Source organism: Streptomyces sp. NPDC006655 (assembly GCF_040703965.1).
In the GTDB taxonomy this organism is placed as follows: Bacteria; Actinomycetota; Actinomycetes; order Streptomycetales; family Streptomycetaceae; genus Streptomyces.
Window position 1 is genome coordinate 1 of sequence record NZ_JBEYJU010000097.1, and the last position, 18259, is coordinate 18259.

The 18259-nt window shown below is 69.0% G+C and carries 19 protein-coding genes; 16 read left to right on the forward strand and 3 right to left on the reverse strand.

Annotated elements, in window-relative coordinates:
• Positions 1–159: 159 nt before the first annotated feature.
• Complete coding sequence (locus AB0958_RS36345; RefSeq protein ID WP_366894735.1) at positions 160–366, reverse strand: helix-turn-helix domain-containing protein; 207 nt, start codon at positions 364–366, stop codon at positions 160–162.
• A gap of 474 nt (positions 367–840) precedes the next feature.
• Between AB0958_RS36345 and AB0958_RS36350 the strand changes: the two genes are divergently transcribed.
• Positions 841–1857 carry an NAD-dependent epimerase/dehydratase family protein gene (locus tag AB0958_RS36350; protein WP_366894736.1) on the forward strand — a complete coding sequence of 339 codons (1017 nt, stop codon included), beginning with the start codon at positions 841–843 and terminating at the stop codon, positions 1855–1857.
• Here the strand turns inward: AB0958_RS36350 and AB0958_RS36355 are convergent.
• The gene (locus tag AB0958_RS36355) at positions 1854–3002 is read right to left on the reverse strand and encodes a DNA-binding protein (protein ID WP_366894737.1); all 1149 of its coding nucleotides are present in this window, start codon (positions 3000–3002) and stop codon (positions 1854–1856) included. The genes AB0958_RS36350 and AB0958_RS36355 overlap by 4 nt on opposite strands.
• A gap of 570 nt (positions 3003–3572) precedes the next feature.
• Here AB0958_RS36355 and AB0958_RS36360 point away from each other — a divergent pair.
• From AB0958_RS36360 to AB0958_RS36385, 6 genes are all read left to right on the forward strand, one after another.
• A complete protein-coding gene (locus AB0958_RS36360) occupies positions 3573–3911 on the forward strand; it encodes a hypothetical protein (RefSeq protein WP_366894738.1) in 339 nt (112 codons plus the stop codon).
• Positions 3908–4498 (forward strand): hypothetical protein, encoded by a 591-nt coding sequence (locus AB0958_RS36365; RefSeq protein ID WP_366894739.1) that lies wholly within the window; start codon positions 3908–3910, stop codon positions 4496–4498. Before AB0958_RS36360 ends, AB0958_RS36365 begins: the two co-directional genes overlap by 4 nt.
• A gap of 179 nt (positions 4499–4677) precedes the next feature.
• Positions 4678–5781 carry a radical SAM protein gene (locus tag AB0958_RS36370; protein ID WP_366894740.1) on the forward strand — a complete coding sequence of 368 codons (1104 nt, stop codon included), beginning with the start codon at positions 4678–4680 and terminating at the stop codon, positions 5779–5781.
• A gap of 4 nt (positions 5782–5785) precedes the next feature.
• On the forward strand, positions 5786–5926 hold the full coding sequence (locus tag AB0958_RS36375; protein ID WP_366894741.1) for a hypothetical protein: 141 nt from the start codon (positions 5786–5788) through the stop codon (positions 5924–5926).
• Positions 5927–5990: 64 nt separating this feature from the next.
• The gene (locus AB0958_RS36380; protein WP_366894742.1) at positions 5991–6788 is read left to right on the forward strand and encodes an aminoglycoside phosphotransferase; all 798 of its coding nucleotides are present in this window, start codon (positions 5991–5993) and stop codon (positions 6786–6788) included.
• A 487-nt stretch (positions 6789–7275) separates the two neighbouring features.
• Entirely contained in the window at positions 7276–8190 is a 915-nt protein-coding gene (locus tag AB0958_RS36385) for a transporter (RefSeq protein ID WP_366894743.1), read from the forward strand.
• Positions 8191–8280: 90 nt separating this feature from the next.
• Here AB0958_RS36385 and AB0958_RS36390 read toward each other — a convergent pair whose 3' ends face one another.
• Positions 8281–9030 carry a site-specific DNA-methyltransferase gene (locus tag AB0958_RS36390; protein WP_366894744.1) on the reverse strand — a complete coding sequence of 250 codons (750 nt, stop codon included), beginning with the start codon at positions 9028–9030 and terminating at the stop codon, positions 8281–8283.
• 629 nt (positions 9031–9659) lie between these two features.
• Between AB0958_RS36390 and AB0958_RS36395 the strand changes: the two genes are divergently transcribed.
• From AB0958_RS36395 to AB0958_RS36435, 9 genes are all read left to right on the forward strand, one after another.
• A complete protein-coding gene (locus AB0958_RS36395; protein ID WP_366894745.1) occupies positions 9660–10802 on the forward strand; it encodes a C40 family peptidase in 1143 nt (380 codons plus the stop codon).
• 85 nt (positions 10803–10887) lie between these two features.
• The gene (locus AB0958_RS36400) at positions 10888–11187 is read left to right on the forward strand and encodes a DUF6112 family protein (RefSeq protein WP_366894772.1); all 300 of its coding nucleotides are present in this window, start codon (positions 10888–10890) and stop codon (positions 11185–11187) included.
• 21 nt (positions 11188–11208) lie between these two features.
• Positions 11209–11874, forward strand: a complete 666-nt coding sequence (locus tag AB0958_RS36405) for a hypothetical protein (protein ID WP_366894746.1) — start codon at positions 11209–11211, stop codon at positions 11872–11874.
• Positions 11875–11907: 33 nt separating this feature from the next.
• Complete coding sequence (locus tag AB0958_RS36410; RefSeq protein ID WP_366894747.1) at positions 11908–13290, forward strand: ATP-binding protein; 1383 nt, start codon at positions 11908–11910, stop codon at positions 13288–13290.
• Between the two features lie 104 nt (positions 13291–13394).
• Positions 13395–14864, forward strand: a complete 1470-nt coding sequence (locus tag AB0958_RS36415; RefSeq protein WP_366894748.1) for an SCO6880 family protein — start codon at positions 13395–13397, stop codon at positions 14862–14864.
• Positions 14865–14912: 48 nt separating this feature from the next.
• The gene (locus AB0958_RS36420; RefSeq protein ID WP_366894749.1) at positions 14913–15368 is read left to right on the forward strand and encodes a DUF6238 family protein; all 456 of its coding nucleotides are present in this window, start codon (positions 14913–14915) and stop codon (positions 15366–15368) included.
• A 21-nt stretch (positions 15369–15389) separates the two neighbouring features.
• Positions 15390–16904, forward strand: coding sequence for an ATP-binding protein (locus AB0958_RS36425; protein ID WP_366894750.1), 1515 nt, complete (start codon positions 15390–15392; stop codon positions 16902–16904).
• An 81-nt stretch (positions 16905–16985) separates the two neighbouring features.
• Positions 16986–17162, forward strand: coding sequence for a hypothetical protein (locus AB0958_RS36430; protein WP_366894751.1), 177 nt, complete (start codon positions 16986–16988; stop codon positions 17160–17162).
• Positions 17155–18252, forward strand: coding sequence for a hypothetical protein (locus tag AB0958_RS36435; protein ID WP_366894752.1), 1098 nt, complete (start codon positions 17155–17157; stop codon positions 18250–18252). The genes AB0958_RS36430 and AB0958_RS36435 overlap by 8 nt, the downstream gene beginning before the upstream one ends.
• The last annotated feature ends 7 nt before the right edge of the window (positions 18253–18259 follow it).

Sequence of the window (18259 nt, forward strand, 5' to 3'; positions counted from 1 at the left end):
CCCGCCGTGCGGTAACGGATCTTGTAAAGGTGAGGACACTTCGACCACCGCGACCGCGGATGCTCACACTCCTTGAAAAACGAACCCATCCCACGAACCAAGGAAACCAATGCAAACCCCAGTGATCGATTCAGAATACCCCGGAACCCAGGAAGCTCCTCACCAGTGATCTACACGCTGTTGCCTGACCCACGATTCCACCTCCGACACCTCGAATCGAATCTTCGAATTCGACCCGACACCAAAACGGTAAGCAGGAATTCCATACCGCTTGGCATTTTTATAGAGCCAAGATACAGATACACCCAGATACTTTGCAGTTTCTCGCATATCCATATATTTAGTCACTGAAGGCGTGCTGCGCATTTACTCGTTCTCGATTCGTCAGCGGGTCCGGTATCCCTTGCGAATCCAATGGTCCGAAGGATCAGCCGTTTGCCCAGGCTGCGATCGTTGTATATGTTGCGCCCGCAGCGCTATTGCCCCGCGCTACGTCATCCGCACTGGCGTAGAAAGGACTATCGTCCAAGCGGCTGCGCCGGTGCGAGCTACGTAGAGGCCGCCACGTCGGCTTGACCAGGCGACGCGTTCAACACACGCTCACCGCCGCCGCCTGCTCGGCCGGGCCAGGTGGGGTGCCAACACCGTGCCCGCGAGGGAATTGAGCCTGAACCAGTTGAGCCCGGCTCAGGCGCGGACTGGCGGCGGCTCCTTCGGCACTTGAGGACTGCGTCGACGCCCACACATTGCTCGTGCTCCGGGGAGTTGCGCGGGCTGAGGCAACTCTCCTGATCCGCGGCACGCTTCCGCAGCACAGGTCCGCACGGCAGGATCCTCCTCATGAGGATTCTGGTCATGGGCGGGACATGGTTCCTGGGCAGGCACATTGCGAAGAGCGCGCTGAGGGAGGGGTGGGAGGTCACCACCTTCAACCGGGGGCGCTCCGGCCGCGATGTGGACGGCGTGGAGATGGTCCACGGGGACCGTACGAGTCGCGAAGACCTCGAGCGCCTCGCCGGGCACGGGCCCTGGGACGCCGTCATCGACACCTCGAGCTCCGACTTCCCGCCGCGAGACGTGCTCACGGCCGCCACCGCGCTGCGCCCAGCCGCGGCCCGCTGGGTGCACATCTCCACGGTGTCCGTGTACGAAGGGTGGCCGCACCAGCCGCTCACCGACGCCTCTCCGCTCCTCGACTGCCCGGCGGACGCCGATGAGTCGTACGGCTACACGGGTGAGGACGGTTCGCCCACCCAGTACGGCTTCCAAAAAGCGGGCGGGGAGCGCGCCGTGGCCGAGGCCTTCGGCGACGCCGCGGTGTTCCTGCGGCCGGGTGTGATCCTGGGGCCCGGCGAGTACGTGGGCCGACTGCCCTGGTGGCTCGAGCGTGCCCAGCGCGGCGGCCGCATCCTTGCACCGGCACCGGCCGACCGGCGCATTCAGCCGGTCGACGTGCGCGACGTCGCCGACTTCGCGCTGACGATGGCGGCCAGCGATGCGAGTGGCGGCTACAACGTCATCCACCCCGACGGGATCAGCTTCCGCGGCCTCCTGGAGGCCTGCCTGCACGAGACAGGCGGCGCTGGCGCCCCGGTCTGGGCGGACCCCGCGGTCCTGATCGACCAGGGCGTCAAGCAATGGACGGAGCTGCCACTGTGGCGAACCCATGCGGGTGTGTGGGCCGTTGACGCCAGCCGCGCCGTGGCGGCGGGCCTGACCTGTCGGCCGATCGTCAAGACGGTCCGCGACACGTGGCGGTGGTGGGCGGCCGACGGTCGCCCTGTGGACCATCCGCGATGGGCGGACCACGGGATCGCCCCGGAGAAGGAGGCGAAGATCCTTGCCTCGCTCGGCTAGGCCTCGAGTTGCAGCAGCGCGGGGCCAGTGAGCTGATGCGCGGTCGCGGCGCGGGTGAACTCCTCTACACGGCCGCGTAGTTCACGAGCCGTCTGCGCCTGGCGGACATCGGGCTGCGTGAGGAAGTGCTGGATCTGCCCAGTCCGGGCCAGAACACCGGTCACACGCTGGTCGGCCGGGATGCCCCACAGTGGCACCAGCGCATCCGCGGCACCGTCGACGTCGTTGGCCAGGAGTCGCGCCATGGCAAGGTCCGCGGACGCGCCCCCGAGAACGTGTGCGGACCGCTGCTCTTCCGGCCGCCGCCCGATGAGATCGAGGGCCCGGCGCGCCGACTGCTCAGCCTGTGCCGCGTTGTGGGCCAGGAGTGCGGTCGAGCTGGTGGACATGGCCAGGCGCTCCGGGGTGAAGCCGAATTCGCCCCCGATACCATCGTGCAGGTCGTCGCGCACACCAGTGTCGACGTCCTCGGACATCCGGATCACATGCTGGGCGGCCTCCGCGTCGCCGAGGTAGCCGAGAGCGCGAGCTTCGATGGCGAGCAGTCGGCGCCGGGCCACGTCGCCGAGACCGCCGTAGCTCTGGGCGCGGCGCGCCTTCGTGACGGCCTCGTCGGGCATGCCCTGGAAGTAGGCGAGGTAGGCCAGGATGCCGTCGCAGTAGGCGCGCAGCGGGTCGAAACGGGCGCTCTCTGCGTACATGTCGGCGGCGCGGACCAGGCGGCGCGCACTGTCGAACGATCCGAGGTCGAATGCCGAGGCGGCGAGCAGCGCCGTGGTCTGACCGAGCAGCTCGAGCAGCCGCTGCTGCTGGACGGGAACCTGAGTGCGGTCCCGCAGGTCGTGCAGCTGCGTCTGCAGCGACCGGCCGTGGTGGAAGGCCTGAAGGGGCGCAGTGGATGCATACTGGCGGGCGAGCGTCATCACATCGTCGGTGTACTGCTCAAGGATGGTGTCGGAGAGGGAGGCGGCAGCCGTTGCGTTGGCCGCGTCCTGAGCGTCGCGTGCAGTCATGTCGAGTTCGTGCTCCAGGTCGTACGCGGGTGCAGTGGAATCGGGCGCAGGCGCGAACAGCGCTGAGACTGGCCGACCGAAAGCCGCCTCCAGGACACGGCGGGTCTCCGGGGAGAGGGAGTCGGGGTTCACGTCCCCGGCTCTCCAGCGTTTGGCCGTCCGCTCACTACAGGTCGGGCTGTTGGAGCCCGTGCCGATGACTCGAGCAGCCGTCCTCTCGAACAGCTCCACCATCGCGGGGACGTCGAGGCCTCTCTCAGTGCACAACGCCTTCAGCAGCGTCTGCGGTGGAGATTCCACGTTGACCCCCCAGTGGTTGAGTCGGACCGCCTGAGCATCGGTCCCTTCGCACGAAGGGGATACCGCGCATCACCTCCATCTCAACCCGCCTGGGTCAGATGGCACTTGAGTGGCCTTCAGGTGGCCCGCGCCACCCGAATGGGCCACGCAGATGGCACCCCAGCCGACATGGCGGTGTCACCCCAGCCGGGTTCACGCTGATCAGCACCTCGCACAGCGTGCCCTTCCGGACACAGAACTTGGGAGTCCCCCGTGAATCCGCCACTGTCCCCCGCTACCCCGGCACAGGACAAGACAGCCCAACCGCCTGCTCCGAAGCCGCTATTCGTCTGGTCCTGGCGTCTGCAGGCGAATAAGGGCGCCGGCCCCAACGCACGGCTGCGCGCACGCACCCGGCTGACGATGGCCCACTGGCGGGGCGACATCGAGGTGGCCTCACGCATCGCGAGCCTGATCGTGGACAACGCCGTCGAGCACGGCACGCCCTACACCGACGACCGCATCATCCTGCGCATGGAGGTGATGGACGAGACGAGGGACCTGCACATCTACGCCGACGACGCCGACCCGCACTTCCACAACTTGGCCGAGGCGGGCGAGGGCTACGCGGCAACGGAGTCCGGCCTGTGGTGGGTCACCCGCCTCGGCGGCCGCGTGTCCTGGCACGTGAAGCAGGACAACGGCACCGTCCTCGGCAAGACCGTGCAGGTCATCGTGCCCACCGAGGGGAGCCGGGCGTGACCGTCGCTGCCCAGTTGCCCCGCCGCCAGGTCGACGCCGACTGCCCCTTACCGAGCGCTGGACCCGCCAGATTCACCACCAACTCCGACACGGTCGCCGCCAGTCAGGTCGCCACCGACATGGGCGACCTCGCGCACCGCGTGCGCAGCCTGATGGCCCTGCAGAACGGGCACGTGGCCCAACTACCGTTAGGCGGACGCTTCTTTGACATTGTCATCACCGCCAACGGGCCGGACGCGTACGGCGCCGTCCGGGAGCTGGACAGCATCCAGCACAGTGGCAACGAGCGGGCCGACGCCTGCGGACCGGTCATCGAGGACACCCGTCGCGGCTGGTACATCTGGCTCGTCCCGCCCGGCACCAGCGACACATGGACACCAAACCGGTACGCGGTGTGCCTTGGCCGGCCCTACTCTCTCTCGCTCCCGGCCATGACCGCCGCGGAGCCTCCCGGCCCTTACTGGCTGCGTCCCTGCCGCGGTGACCGGCTCGTTCCCCCTACCGCGCTGCGCGACCTGCTCGACCAGTTCCGGCCCGGCCCGGTGCCACACGAAACGCTCCTCGGTTCGGTGCTCAGCACCCCCTGAATCACGCCCGGTGGCCCGGATGACACCGACCTGGGCCATCGGGCGGTCAGCACCCGGCGCTGGCCCACTTCCGTGTTCCTCCACGGCAAGCGAACACCAGCGTCGGGGCTCAAGGCCGGTGCCCGACCACGCCCCGTAGGGTCCGGCACCGGTCCCGCCCCTCCTGGAAGGGAAACGACGTGCACGAACTGGTAGCAGCACCCCTGGGCGCGCGGCGCCTGGTCCTGCGACAGGGCAGCGGTAAGGCACTGGTCCTCCCGGCGGCCCGGTTCGAGGAGCTGCGCACGTCGGCGCCCGAGACGGTGCCGACGTGGCTCGCCGACGCCGCCCGGGCCCAATGGAACGTGGACCTGACGGGCCGACATGTGAACGAGGTCCTTCTACTACGCGAGGCAGGCCCGTACGAGTTCAGCCGCGCCACGTGGGAGCTCAACCTGGGCTGTGACTACGACTGCGTGATGTGCTACCTGGGCGAGAAGCGGTTCGAGGGCCTGGACATGAACGGCAAGCGCAAGTTGCTGGCCGTCTTACGCGACGCGGGCGTGATCTGGCTCCAGATGACCGGCGGCGAGCCCCTCATCGACCCGGACTTCCCCGAAGCGTACCGTCTCGCCTACGAAATGGGCATGCAGCTCGAGGTTCTGTCCAACGGCTCCCGCCTGTACAAGGACCACATCCTGAACCTGCTGCGCACCTACCCACCGACCAGGCTCACGGTCAGCATGTACGGCTCGACGGCCGACACGTACGACGCGGTGACCCGCAACCGGGGCGCCTTCGCCCGCTTCTCCCGCGGGCTGCGCAGGGCGATCGACGCCGGACTGAACCTGGACCTCTCCCTGATCGTGGTGCGGGCCAACGCGCACGAGCTCGACGACATGCGGGCCTGGGCGCGCAGCCTCGGCCTGAAGTTCCGCGAGTACGCGAACATCTCGCCCACCATCCACGGCGGCGCGGAGCCGCTGCCCTCGCAGTCCCCGCAGTTCCTCACCAACCGGGAGCCGTTCACCGGCTGCCCGGCCGGCCGGACGTTCTTCCACGCCGACCCGTTCGGGCGGGCCTCGATCTGCAAGGTCGGCCGCGATCCGAACATCGACCTGATCACCGAAGGCGTCGACGGCCTGGTCCGGCTCGGCTCGATTGCCGAGTCCCTCATGCTTCGCACCGGAGGATGCAGCGGCTGCACGCTGTCCGGCACCTGCCGGGTGTGCAGGCCGATGGCGAAGGTCTTCCAGGCGGCGAAGGCACCACTACAGAACTACTGCCAACACGGAGAGAGGTAACGACATGACTGCTGTGATGGTCGAACTGACCCGCAAGCCGGAGACCGTCACCGAGAACCCCGACTACGTCGTCCCGGTCGACGACGTGGAGGCCCTCCTCGGCGAGACACTGCCCGGCTGCGGCGACGACAACCCCTACAACTAGTGACCATGCCGGGGCCGCAGTCATCGCACGGCCCCGGCGCCACCCCTCTTGGAGGCCCAGCACAATGCCCACGCAGCGGCTCACCGACCTGCCCGACAACGTACGGCGGCTGATCGAGAAAGCGGCCGGCGCCCCCGTCATTGACGTCGGCACCATCAACGCAGGACTGAACAGCGCCATCGCCGCCCGCGTGCGCACCCCCGGCCGCACCATGTTCGTCAAGGGCCTGCCCAGCGACCACCCGCGCGTGTGGACCCAGAAACGGGAGGCGCAGATCAGCCCGTACGTCAGCGGTATCGCCCCGCACCTGCTGTGGCACGCGGAGGCCGACGGCTGGAGCCTGCTCGCCTTCCAGTACATCGAGGGCGGACACGCCGACTACACACCCAAGTCGGCCGACCTCCCCGCGGTCATGGCGAGCATGATCCGGCTCGCCGAGATCCCGCTGCCGACCCTCGAACTTAAGGCCATGCCGGACCGGCTGCGCACGTACGTCGACGATCCCGCCGACCTGGCCTGGTTCGCCGGGGACAGCCTCCTCCACACGGAGTGGAACCCGCACAACGTCCTCATGACCGGGGAGCACGCCCGGTTCGTCGACTGGGGGTGGGCCTCCATCGGTGCCGCCTGGATCGACCCGGCGCTGTGGCTGCTGTGGCTGATCGCGCACGGCCACACCTGCGAGCAGGCGGAGGAGGCGGCCGCCGCCCACCCGGCATGGGGACTCGCCCCCGCCGAAGGCCTCAAGGTCCTCGCGCGCGTCCAACGGCGCCTGTGGGACTCCATCGCGAAAGAGAGCGAAGACGACTGGGCGACACCAATGCAGGAGGCGGCCTGCGCCTGGGAGGAGTACCGCAGGTAGCCGATTCCGCCCCATGCCGTGCCCCTGAGTTGCCTCCCCCAGCTCGGGGGTACAGGCGTTGGGGTGTAACAGTCAGAGCCGCTGACGTGCCAGGGGGTGAAGCGGGTTGGGGTTTGCGCCAACCCCGAAGTGATCCGAAGGAACGGTGACGACCGCGACAGCCCTGGTCCCTGCCCAGACGGAGCACCTGTTTGTCTGGCTCCTGCCTGAGGCAGGCTCACAGACACCCATCACCTCGCCCCGGACGCGCTCCTTCCAAGGCCTCGGTCATGGCCTGAGGCATTCGATGTTCGCCTCTTCATCTCGATTCGCCGAACAAGGAATGATCGTGACGCAGGAGCGATAACGGTGATACCGAGACAAGTCCGGGAATCTCATGCACCAGTCTCGCCCGGCCGCGGCCAAGAGACTCGTACAGCCCTTGGAATACTCGGTCCCTGATCTCGATTGTTCCTTAGCGGTGATCAAGGTCGAGTCGGGAAGGCGCATGAGCAACCTGAAGGTCTTCAGGGTGAGAAGCGGGCAGGCTACCGAGATATCGGGGGCCTTTGTCGGCGTCGAACGCGAGTTGCAGCGGTTGATCGAGGCCAACATGGAGGCCATGCTCGGCATCCGATTCCTGGCGACCGAGTACCGCACCGGCCGTCACGGGGGCCGGATCGACTCCCTCGGGCTGGACGAGAACGGCACACCGGTCATCGTGGAGTACAAGCGCAGCCGCGACCAGAACGTCATCAGTCAGGGGCTCTCGTACCTGTGGTGGCTGCACGACCATCACCACGAGTTCGAAAGTCTGACCCGGGAGAAGCTCGGAGACCAGGCCACCAGGGAGATCGACTGGAGTGCCCCACGGATCGTCTGTGTCGCCGGAGCCTTCACGCGCCACGACACCGTGGCCGTGGAGATGATTGGCCATCGGATCGACCTGGTGACGTACCGGGTCTTCCAGGATTTGCTCACGCTGCAGCTCATCGCGTCGGCCAGCGGCGGCCGTACCTCTCCGCGGGGCGAGACGTCGGGGGCGGCCTGCGCAGCGTCTCTGGCGCCGAAGTCGGTCCTGCAGTATCTCGACGAGTCGTCCCAGGACCTCAAGGAAGTGTACGCGGACCTCGACGAGCTGCTGTTGTCGCACCAAGATGTGCTCAAGGAGCCACAGCTCCATTACATCGCCTACCGGCGGATCATGAACGTGGCCACGGTGCGCGTGCAGCCTCGCAACCGGCTGCTCGTGGTCAATCTGAGGCTGGATCCGGAGACGGTCGTGCTGAGAGAGGGCTTCCTCCGGGATATGCGCGGACTGGGTGCTCTCGGAATCCGCGACGGCGTTGAGGTGCGGATCGGCTCGCGCGAGGACCTCGCGCGAGCAACCGATCTGATCCAGCAGAGCATCGCGGCGGTGTAACTCCGCTGATTACAGAAGGCTGTTGTTCCACCGGTCTGGTGGAACAACAGCCACTTCTGTTCTGGCCCTGCCGCCTTGGGCCTCTCGGTCTCACTCTTCAGGCCCGGCGAGTTCAAAGTCCTCTTGACTCAGGGCGCTGCGTAGCCGCTGTTCGGCGATACCGGCGTAATGCTCGGAGAGTTCAACACCGATGAACTGGCGACCCTCGCGCAAGGCGGCGACGCCGGTGGTCCCCGAGCCGGTGAAGGGGTCCAGAACCGTCCCGCCCTGCGGGCAGATCTTGACCAGTTCCTGCATCACCTCCACGGGCTTCTGCGTGATGTGCATGCGGTCCTTCCTGGGCTGGCTCGCCGTGTAGAGGCCGGGCAGGTAGACGGGATTGCGGTTGGCGTCGACAGGTCCCTTGGTGCCCCACACGATGTACTCGCACGACTGCTTGAGCCGACCCTTCTGCGGCCGGGAGACCGGCTTGTGCCATGACGCGATCCCCCGCCAGGTCCACCCGGCAGCCTGGAGCGCGTCGGTCGTTGTCGGCAGTTGCCTCCAGTCGGTGAAGACGAGCGCGCTGCCGGACTCGACGGTCGCGCGGTAGGACTCGGTGAGCAGGAGGGTGAGCCAGAAGCCGTATGAGCGCTGGTCTCGGTTTTCTCCGGGGAAGTTGGCGAGGTCGTGCTCGGCGTCGGCCGAGGTGTACTTGGCGCGGGCGGAGCGGCCGGTGCGCTCGCTACTCGTTCGACCGCCGCTGTTGTACGGCGGGTCGGTGATGACGGCATCGACGCTGTTGTCAGGGATGCCGGCGAGGGCGGTCAGCGCGTCGCCTCGGTGCAGGGTGTACGGCATTGCGCGGTTCTCTCTTTCAGGGAGGCGGTCGTGCGCCCATTTCTCCGCTCGCGGGAGGGAAACGCACGTCAGCATGGATCGCTCCGCGGAACTGCGAAAGCAGCCACCGTGGAGAGCAATGCGCTGGAGGTTAGCCCCGAATTCCGGCCGCACCCAATGGAACAGATCTCAGCTCAGCACCCCGAAACCGCCTGAAGCACTGGCCGTTTGGCGCGGCCGGAGTTCGTCTCTACAGTCTCGCCTTGTTCGCAGAACAGGACCTGGTTCCACCCCTGCTGAGCTGTGTCGATGCGTGCCGTTCTGCCCCAAGGACAGCGCGCCCGACACCCCACCGACTGGCTTCCAAAACGGCGAAGGGGACTCCCATGTGGCGAGTGAGATTACGAGTGCGGCTGGCTGCCGCGTTCCATTAAGGGGCCAGCGGCCGGGAGTTAGCAGTCCCCGGCCCTGGTTCCCCTGCCTCCCTCAGGGATTGCGAATTCATAACCGGCGCGGTGCCGGTGGCCTTTCGACGAGAACACCTGCACCGCGCTGCCTACGAGTAAGGAGCTGTCGATGCAACACGCCCAGGCGCGCCCCTCCCCAAAGCCCAATTTTCCTTCCCGCGCTTCGGTGTTCGGCCCGCGTCCGTGAAGAAGGTCGTAGCCATAGCTGGGGCCGTGGCGCTCGGCCCGACGTTGTTGATAGCGCCGGTCGCTGCCGCTCTCGCTGGTTCCAGCAGCGCTCAGGCCTCCTGTTCCGCAGACGGTGCACAGGCTGTAGACAGCGCGGCGGTCGCGAAGCAGGTGGAGTCCATCCTCAAGGGCAACAACAAAGCGTCCCTGTCCGCGTCCGGGCTGGGTGACCCCGAGGAGCAGATCCCGAACGCCGAGACGATCCAGGCCACTGGCATCGCGATGAAGGTGCCGGCGCGGGGGCAGATCGTTGCCCTGGCCACGGCGCTGCAGGAGTCGGGGCTGCGGAACCTGGATTACGGGGATCGCGATTCGCTCGGTCTCTTCCAGCAGCGCCCCAGCCAGGGTTGGGGTACGGCTGCCGAGGTCCGTGATCCGGTGCACGCCTCGACGAAGTTCTACGAGGGCCTGCTCAAGGTCTCGGGCTGGCAGTCGATGACCGTCGCCCAGGCCGCGCAGGAGGTTCAGGACAGCGGCTTCCCCGACGCGTACGCGAAGTGGGAGCCGCTGGCCACAGCGCTCCAGAAGGCCATCGCCAAGTCACTTGGCCAGAACGGAAGTTCCGGCAATGACGGCGACACCAGTGGTGAGGCCGAGCAGACGGCCTCCTCGATGGCTACCGCGTGCGGCACCGACGGGGATGGGTCCTCGTTCGGCCCGATTCCGGCGGGGTCCGTCCCCGAGGGCTACAAGATCCCGGCTAGTGCGCCCAAGGCGGTACGCACAGCGATCCGTTGGGGCCTTGGTCAGCTCGGTACGCCGTATGAGTGGGGTGGTGCGTGTTCCGCTCCGCACGGTCAGGATCCGATGGGCCGGTGCGACTGCTCGTCCCTGATGCAGGCGTCGTACAAGGCCGGTGGTGTCTCGATCTCCCGGACCACATATACGCAGGTCAAGGAGGGCAAGGCGGTCAGCGTCGACGCCCTCAAGCCGGGTGACCTCCTGTTCACTCGCGGCACGGCCGTAGCGCCCGAACACGTCGGGATGTTCATTGGCCAGGGCTTGATCCTGCAGGCCCCCAAGACCGGCGACGTGGTCAAGATCTCGACCCTCGCCAGTTGGCGTGCAGACATCCTCGCCGCCCGCCGGGTCGTCTGACCGGACCTTTCTCCCTTCTCCTCCGCTCCATCACCTCTCGGGCCCTCGCGCGCCCAAAATCACACTGGAGTTCCAAGTGAAGCTCATGCAGCAGGCCCAGTATCTGGCGTACAACCCCGGCATCACGCCGAAGGAGGGCGGTCTCCCCGGCCTCAGTGTGCTGAAGAACGTCGTCTCCTCGATCAACCTCTTCGGGATCATCGCGGTGGTCGGCGCCCTGGCCATCTCCGCGATGGTCTGGGCCTGGGGCCACCACAGCGGCGGCCACCAGGCCGAGGCGAACGGGAAGAAGGGCACGGTCATCGCCGCCGGGTGCGCGCTGCTGCTCGGCGCGGCCAACGGCATCGTCGCCTTCTTCTCGGCCATGGGGACGCAGGTCCACTGATGCCGAAGAAACGCTCCCTCCATGCCCAGGGGCGCGCGTACGGGGCGCCCTCCTCGGTCCTGCGGCGTGCCCTGCTGGGTGGCCTCGTTCCTCGCCGTGTTGCTGGCCGTCGCCGGGCTCCTCGCGTATCTGACCCGCGCCGAGGGCCCTGCCTCGACTCAGCACTCCTCTACTCCGACGTCCACGCCGCAGGCCGCTTCGCCGGAGGCCACCGAGGGTGAGCGTGAGGCCGTCGCGTCACCGCCCCGGACGAGTGATCCGATCGTCTTCGCCAAGGCAGCCACCAAGGTGCTGTGGACGTACGACAGCCGGTCCTTCTCCCGTGCCGAGCACGTCGCCGGTCTCAGGCGGTGGATGACCGGCGAGAAGAAGTACGCCGACTGGGAGTCCGTCTCCGACCAGATACCCAATCCGGTGCTGTGGTCGCGGATGCACGACAACCGCCAGCACGCTAGTGCCACGGTCGGCGAGGGCCACTTCCCGCAGGCGTTCAAGACCGCCCTGGCTCAGGACCCCGGTGCGATCACCGAGGCGTACGTCTACGCCGTCACGGTCACCGGCAACCAGTCCATCGCCTGGAAGGGCGCCGGGTCCGGGGCGGAGTCCCGCTCCACGACGCTCGCCGTCCAGTGCCGCCCCGACAAGGCCTGTGCCCTGGTCGGTGTGCTGCCGAGCGTCGCGCCCTGATCGCCCCCGACATTCTCGAAAGGAGGTGCCCTCATGGGGGCTTGTGACCTTCCCCTGATGAACACGGTGTGCGACACCGTCGGCGGCGTCGTCGGTTCGACCGGCGAGGCGATCACCGATGGCATCGGCGCCTGGATCGCCAAGTCGATGGGCGAACTGGCCCAGTCCGCCGCGGACCTCGCCGCGACGGCCGTCGACAAGACCACGGCCGTCGATCTCAACGCCGAGTGGTTCCGCAGCAACTACGAGCTGCTGCTGCCCATCGGTCTCGTGCTGACCGTCGCCACGTTCTGTCTGCAGCTGATGCGCGCGGCCTGGCGCCGTGACGAGCGGGCTCTCGCCCAGGCGGTGACCGGGACGGTGGCGGGTGTCCTGTTCGCGTTCGCCGCCACTGCCTGCAGCACCATCGCGCTGACCGTGGTCGACGCACTGTCCGCCGGGTTGTTCAAGGCGGCGAACAGCTCGGTCGACGACGCGATCCGCCGCGTCATCGAGGTCAACAACCTCGGCCCGATGTACACCATGGGCTGGACGATCCCCGCCATGGTCGGCCTGGGGTGTGCCATCGGCGCGTTCCTGTACTGGGCGGTGATGGTCGCCCGCAAGGTCGGCATCCTGGTTCTGGTGACGCTGGCGGTGTTTGCCGGCGCGGGCGGCGGCTGGGAAGTCGCGCGGCGCTGGCGACGCGGGTGGATCGAGGCGACCGCGACTCTGATCGTCAGCAAGCTGCTGATGACGATCGTGTTCCTGCTGGGCGTCTCGGCCATGGGCAAGAGCGACGCCTCCCACGGCCTCGCCGCCCTGTCCGACGCCATGGCGGGCATCGTCGTCATGGTCCTGGTCATGCTGTGCCCCTACGCCACGTACAAGTTCGTGCACTGGGCGGCCGACGGCGGTGGCCAGGACGACCTGCACCGTACGGGCGTCGCCGGGGTCGCGGTGGCAGCCGGTGCAGCGAAGACCGCGGGCCAGCTCGCGATGCAGGCCGGCACCGGCATGCGCGCTCCGCAGGGCCCGTCGAAGGTTCCGGGCCAGAGTTCGGGCGGTGTCGCCTCCGGCATCGATCCGACCGGCGGATCCACCGACGGCGACAAGCCGAAGCAGACCCACTTCCGCTTCGGCGAGGACCCCAACGCCACTGGCGACAAGGGCCGGGCACTGATCCGGCGGCCTCCCACCGATGGTGACCGCGGTCAGCCGCTGATCCAGCGTCCCGGCCAGGAGGCGGCGGCCGACGCGGCACCGGTCTCCTCCGGGCCGACGCCCCAGGGCGCGGCGGTGGCGCAGCCGCGCCTCACGCACCTGGATCCGCCGGCACCCCGGCGTCCTGGGCCAGTGGGCGGGCCTTCCCCGCAGGGCGGTGCGACGCCGCAGCGGTGGGTCTATCCCGAGCCGCCGGGTGGATCGGGCTCGTAGCCCTCGCGTGACGGGGCGGGCGGCAACGGTCGCCTCCGGCGCCGCCCGCCCCCCGTCGACTCCCCCTTCTTTCTTGCTCTCCACGTTCCAAGGACGGCTTCGACATGCTCTCCGACACTCCTCAGCCTGACGGCCCGGCCACCGTGAAGTTCCCGCATCGCTCGCGACGCGGCGTGCTGCTCGGCCTGTCGGCTCCTCAGCTGATCGTCGTCACCCTCACTGGGCTGCTGCTGCTCGCGGTGCTGCTCACCGCCGGCGTTACCGGGGCACTCAAGCTCATACCGCTGTGGGCGGTCATTGTGGCGGCGGTGTTCGTCCGCCATCGCGGACGCTCCCTCGCCGACTGGGCGCCCATCGCCCTGGGGTACGCGCTGCGTCGCTTCCGGGGCCAGCTGGTCTGGCTCGCCCGGCCCTCCACCCGGCCGCGCCGCGAGGGCCTGCTGCACCTCCCGGGCACGGCGGCGTCCCTGCGGGTGGTCACCGCCCCGCACGGTCGCTTCGGCGCCGTGCACGATCCGCACCACGGCACGCTCACCGCGGTCGCGAAGGTCTCCTCGCGTGCCTTCGCGCTGCTCGATCCGGCTACCCAGGCCAGCAACGTCGCGGGCTGGGGTCGCACGCTGGCGGCGCTGGCGCGCACTGGGCACATCGCCCGCGTCCAGGTCCTGGAGCGTACGGTGCCCGACTCCGGCGACGCGCTCAATCGCTACTGGCACGAGCACGGCAACGCCGAGACCCACCTGGCCGGCCCCGTCTACCGCGACCTGCTGGCCGCCGCCGGCCCCGCTGCTGCCCCGCACGAGGCGTACGTCGCGCTCGCCCTCGATCTCAAGGCCGCCCGTCGCCTGATCAACCAGGCCGGAGGCGGACTCACCGGCGGCTTCGCCGTCCTGGCCCAGCTCACCTCCACTTTCGACCAGGCCGCCCGCAACTCCGGTCTCACTCCCAGCGGTTGGCTGGGCGCGTCCGAGATCGCCGCCGTGATCCGTACCGCGTACGACCCGAAGGCGTCGGCCGCCCTGGACCAGTGGTCCGATTCGGGCCGCCCGCAGGCCGAGCCCGGTGCCGCCGGCCCCGTCGTCCTGGTCGAGAAGGCCGACCGGATCCAGACCGACTCGGCCCACCACGCCACGTTCTGGATCGAGAACTGGCCGCGCATCGAAACCTCGCCGGGCTTCCTGCACCAGCTTCTGTTCACCTCCGGCGTGCGCCGCACGCTCTCCCTGACATACGAGCCCAAGGGACTGGACTCCGCGCTCAAGGACGTGCAGCGCCGCAAGGCCACCGTGATCGCAGACGCCGCCGAGCGGCACCGCAAGGGCCAGGTCGACTCCGAGGAGGACTCGGTCGAGTACGCCGACATCAAGCAGCGCGAGCGCCAGCTGATCGCCGGCCACGCCGACGTCGCCCTCACCGGCCTGCTCACCGTCAGCGCCGACACCGACGAGCAGCTCAACGCGGCCTGCACCGCGATCGAGACGGCCGCCGTCGCCGCCCTCGTCGACCTGCGCCTTCTGACCTGGCAGCAGGCCGAGGCCTTCACCAACGCTGCCCTGCCCCTCGCCCGCCCGTAGCGCACCCGCACCACCGCTTCAGCGCTCTACCGAAGGGCACCACGCACCATGCCGACCGAGCCCCTGCCCGAACTGGCTCCGGACTTCGTCCCGTTCGCCACCGCCGCGCTCGACTTCCACCAGGCGATCAACATGCCGGTCGCCCCCATCGCCGCCGGCCGTGCCGAACTCGACTCCCTGCACGCCCACGTCGTCGCGCTGTACGGGCTGCTCGACGCCCACACCGCCCGCACCACCCCGGTGGCCAGGGCGGAGGGCGATCACCTGCGGGCGTGCCGGATCCGGCTGTGGCAGACAGCCGAACACCTCCACGCCGCGTTCCACGCCGCCCCGAAGCCCGGCTCCGGCCGCCTCCCCACTCGGGAGGCGTGCCGGTCCCGGCTGCCGGAGGGAGCGCCCGAACTCACGGTGTGCCAGCGCCATTTGGCCGCCGCCGCCCGGGTTCGCCGGGACCACACCCCGGCCGATCTGCGCGATCCCTTCACCGGCCTCACCCGCCACTGACTGCCAGGAGCACCAGCCGCTATGCCCTCTCGTACCCGCGCCAGCGCCAGCCCGCTGTTCGTCCCGCGCAAGAGCGACCGCCGCACGGCGCGCGCCGCCCGTCATCAGTTCGCCGCCGCCCGCGACCAGGCCCGGCACGCCGCCCGTCCCGCAGCCCGCCCTACCGCGCCCGGCCTCGACCCCGAGCTGCGGGCCACTTACCCGGCCGCCGGCCGCCCCGGCCCGGCATCCGCCCGCGGCGGCCGTCTCAAGCTGCCCGCCCACCGGATGACGACGGCCACCGCTTCCGGGGCCTACCCCTTCCTCGCGGAGGGTGGTCTCGGCGCCCAGGGCATCTACGTCGGCCGCGACGTGCACGCGGAAGCGGCCTTCACCTACGACCCGTTCGCCCTGTACGGGCGCCTCGACGGCTTCACCAATCCCAACATCCTGCTGGCCGGCATCATCGGCATGGGCAAGTCCGCCCTGGCCAAGTCCCTCGCGGTGCGGGCCGTAGCCTTCGGCTACCGGGTCTACGTGCCGTGCGACCCGAAGGGGGAGTGGACCATCGTCGCCCAGGAGCTGGGCGGCCAGACCATCGCGCTCGGCCCGGGTCTGCCCGGCCGCCTCAACCCCCTGGATGCGCCCGCCCGGCCGCACGGCGTCAGCGAGGAGGACTGGACCGGCGAGGTCCGCAAGCGGCGGCTTCTGCTGCTCGGCTCGCTCGCGAAGACGGTCCTGGGGCGAGAGCTGCATCCCATGGAGCACACCGCCCTTGATGTGGCGCTCGACCAGGTCGTCGCCTACGCCGAGGCCAACGGCACCACACCGCTGCTGGGCGAGGTCGCCTACGTCCTCGGCGCCCCCGAACGGCTCGATGCCGCGCTCGGCGAGCTGTCCGGCCGGCTCGGACATGCCGCTGAGGACCTGGCCCACGCCCTGCGCCGGCTCGTGCACGGCGATCTGGCCGGGATGTTCGACGCGCCGAGCACCGTGGCCTTCGACCCCAGGGCGCCGATGCTGTCCATCGACCTGTCCCGCCTCGGCGGCGCAGGGGATGACACCGCGCTCGTCCTGGCGATGACCTGCGCCTCCGCCTGGATGGAGTCTGCCCTGTCCGACCCCGCCGGAGGACGGCGCTGGGTGATCTACGACGAGGCCTGGCGCGTGATGCGCCATGTCCCGCTGCTGGAGCGGATGCAGAGCCAGTGGAAGCTCTCCCGCGGTCTCGGCATCGCGAACCTTATGGTCATCCACCGCCTCAGCGACCTGCTGGCCGCGGGGGACGCTGGCTCCCGCGGCCGGGCCCTGGCCGAGGGCCTGCTCACCGACTGCTCCACCCGGATCATCTACCGCCAAGAGGCGGACCAACTCGCCTCTGCAGCTTCCCTGTTGGGGCTCACCGGCGTCGAGACTCAGGCGGTCTCCGCTCTCACCAAGGGGCGCGGCCTGTGGAAGGTGGCAGGCCGATCGTTCATCACTCAACATCTTCTGCATCCACGGGAGCGGGAGTTGTTCGACACGGACGCCCGGATGGGCGCGGTCACTCGTCCTTGATCAATTCCGCCGTTCGGGGGCCGGCGCCACGTCCCGGCCCCCGCGTCCTCCCGCCCCGAGCGTTCCTAGGAAGTCCCCTTCATGTCTCAGCAGTACAAGATCCGCCGCGCGATGCACCGACTCGTCCAGCGCTACCTCCGCGTCACCGCAGCCAACGCTTCTCACGGCTACATCCCCCTGGCCACAGGCCCGTTCGGCGTCCTCGATGAATCCCGGCGGCTCGGCGCCCGGCAGGAATCGGGCTTCCGTCATGTCTGAACGAATACCGACGCCCCCCGCCGCCTCTCCTTCCGCAGACCACCCGGCCTCCCTCGCTCCCCGCAAGGCCAACGAGCGTGCCGACCTTGCGACGTTCGCCCAGGATCTCGCCGCCCGACTGCCCGGTTCCTGGACCGTCGTCGCCCAGAAGCGTGCAGCGAACGCCGGTCAGTCCGCGCTCGCGGAGCGGCTCTGGGACTTCGGTCATGTGCAGTGGGCTTTCGAGCAGTTCGTGCTGTCCCGCCACGCCGTGCTGACCAGCGGCACCGGTTGCGAGTTGGTCGTCGTCGACCGCCCGCGGCGCACACGGGAGTTTCTGGTCGCCGCCTTGCAGCCAAGCGGCACTGACGTCGCAGACCGGGTCAAGGCACCCGACGGCATCGTCGTCGATGCAGACCCGGCGCGCGCGGCATCGGCGGTGGCTGACCGGCTGCTTCCCCGCTATAAGCGGGCCGTACGTGCGGCACGCGTTGAACAGGTCGCCGTGGCGGTAGCCGCCGGCGAGCGAGTTCTTGCCCAGTGGGACGCGATCTCCGACAGCCTGTGCGACGCCGACCACTGGCCCCTTGATGAGCGCTACGACCTGCGCCAGCAGCAACGGGATGCGGAGATGTGGGCTCTGTTCGCTCCGTTCCTCGACCACGGCCCTGCTCTGGTCGCCCACGCCGAGGAGATGCTCCCGTTCCTGGATCCGCAGGATCGTGCGGAGAGGCGGTGGCCATACCGGCTCCGGGTGCTACGCGAGGCCTTGGAGGACGGTGCGCGTGTTCAGGCCGACTTCGAATTCGTCACCGATGCGCTCCTTCCGCGTCACCCTCGCGCCAGGGCCGCGTTGGCGAAGGCGGTCGTCGAGCGCAATGCCGAAGGCTGGCATTACTCCCTGACCTGGATGGAGAGCGGCGGCGTGCTCGTCGAGATGGCACGAGCCGAGCGCGGTCGGCCGGTCAGGTCGCAGCAGTCCACGCAGGTCCAGGCCGCCCGTGCCCGGTCGCCACACACGGTCGGCCAGAGCGTCGCGACGACAGCGGTGTCCGCCACTGCGGCGCCGCCCGGTCTCCTCGCGCACGACCGCGTGCGCCGATCGCGCTAGCTGTACT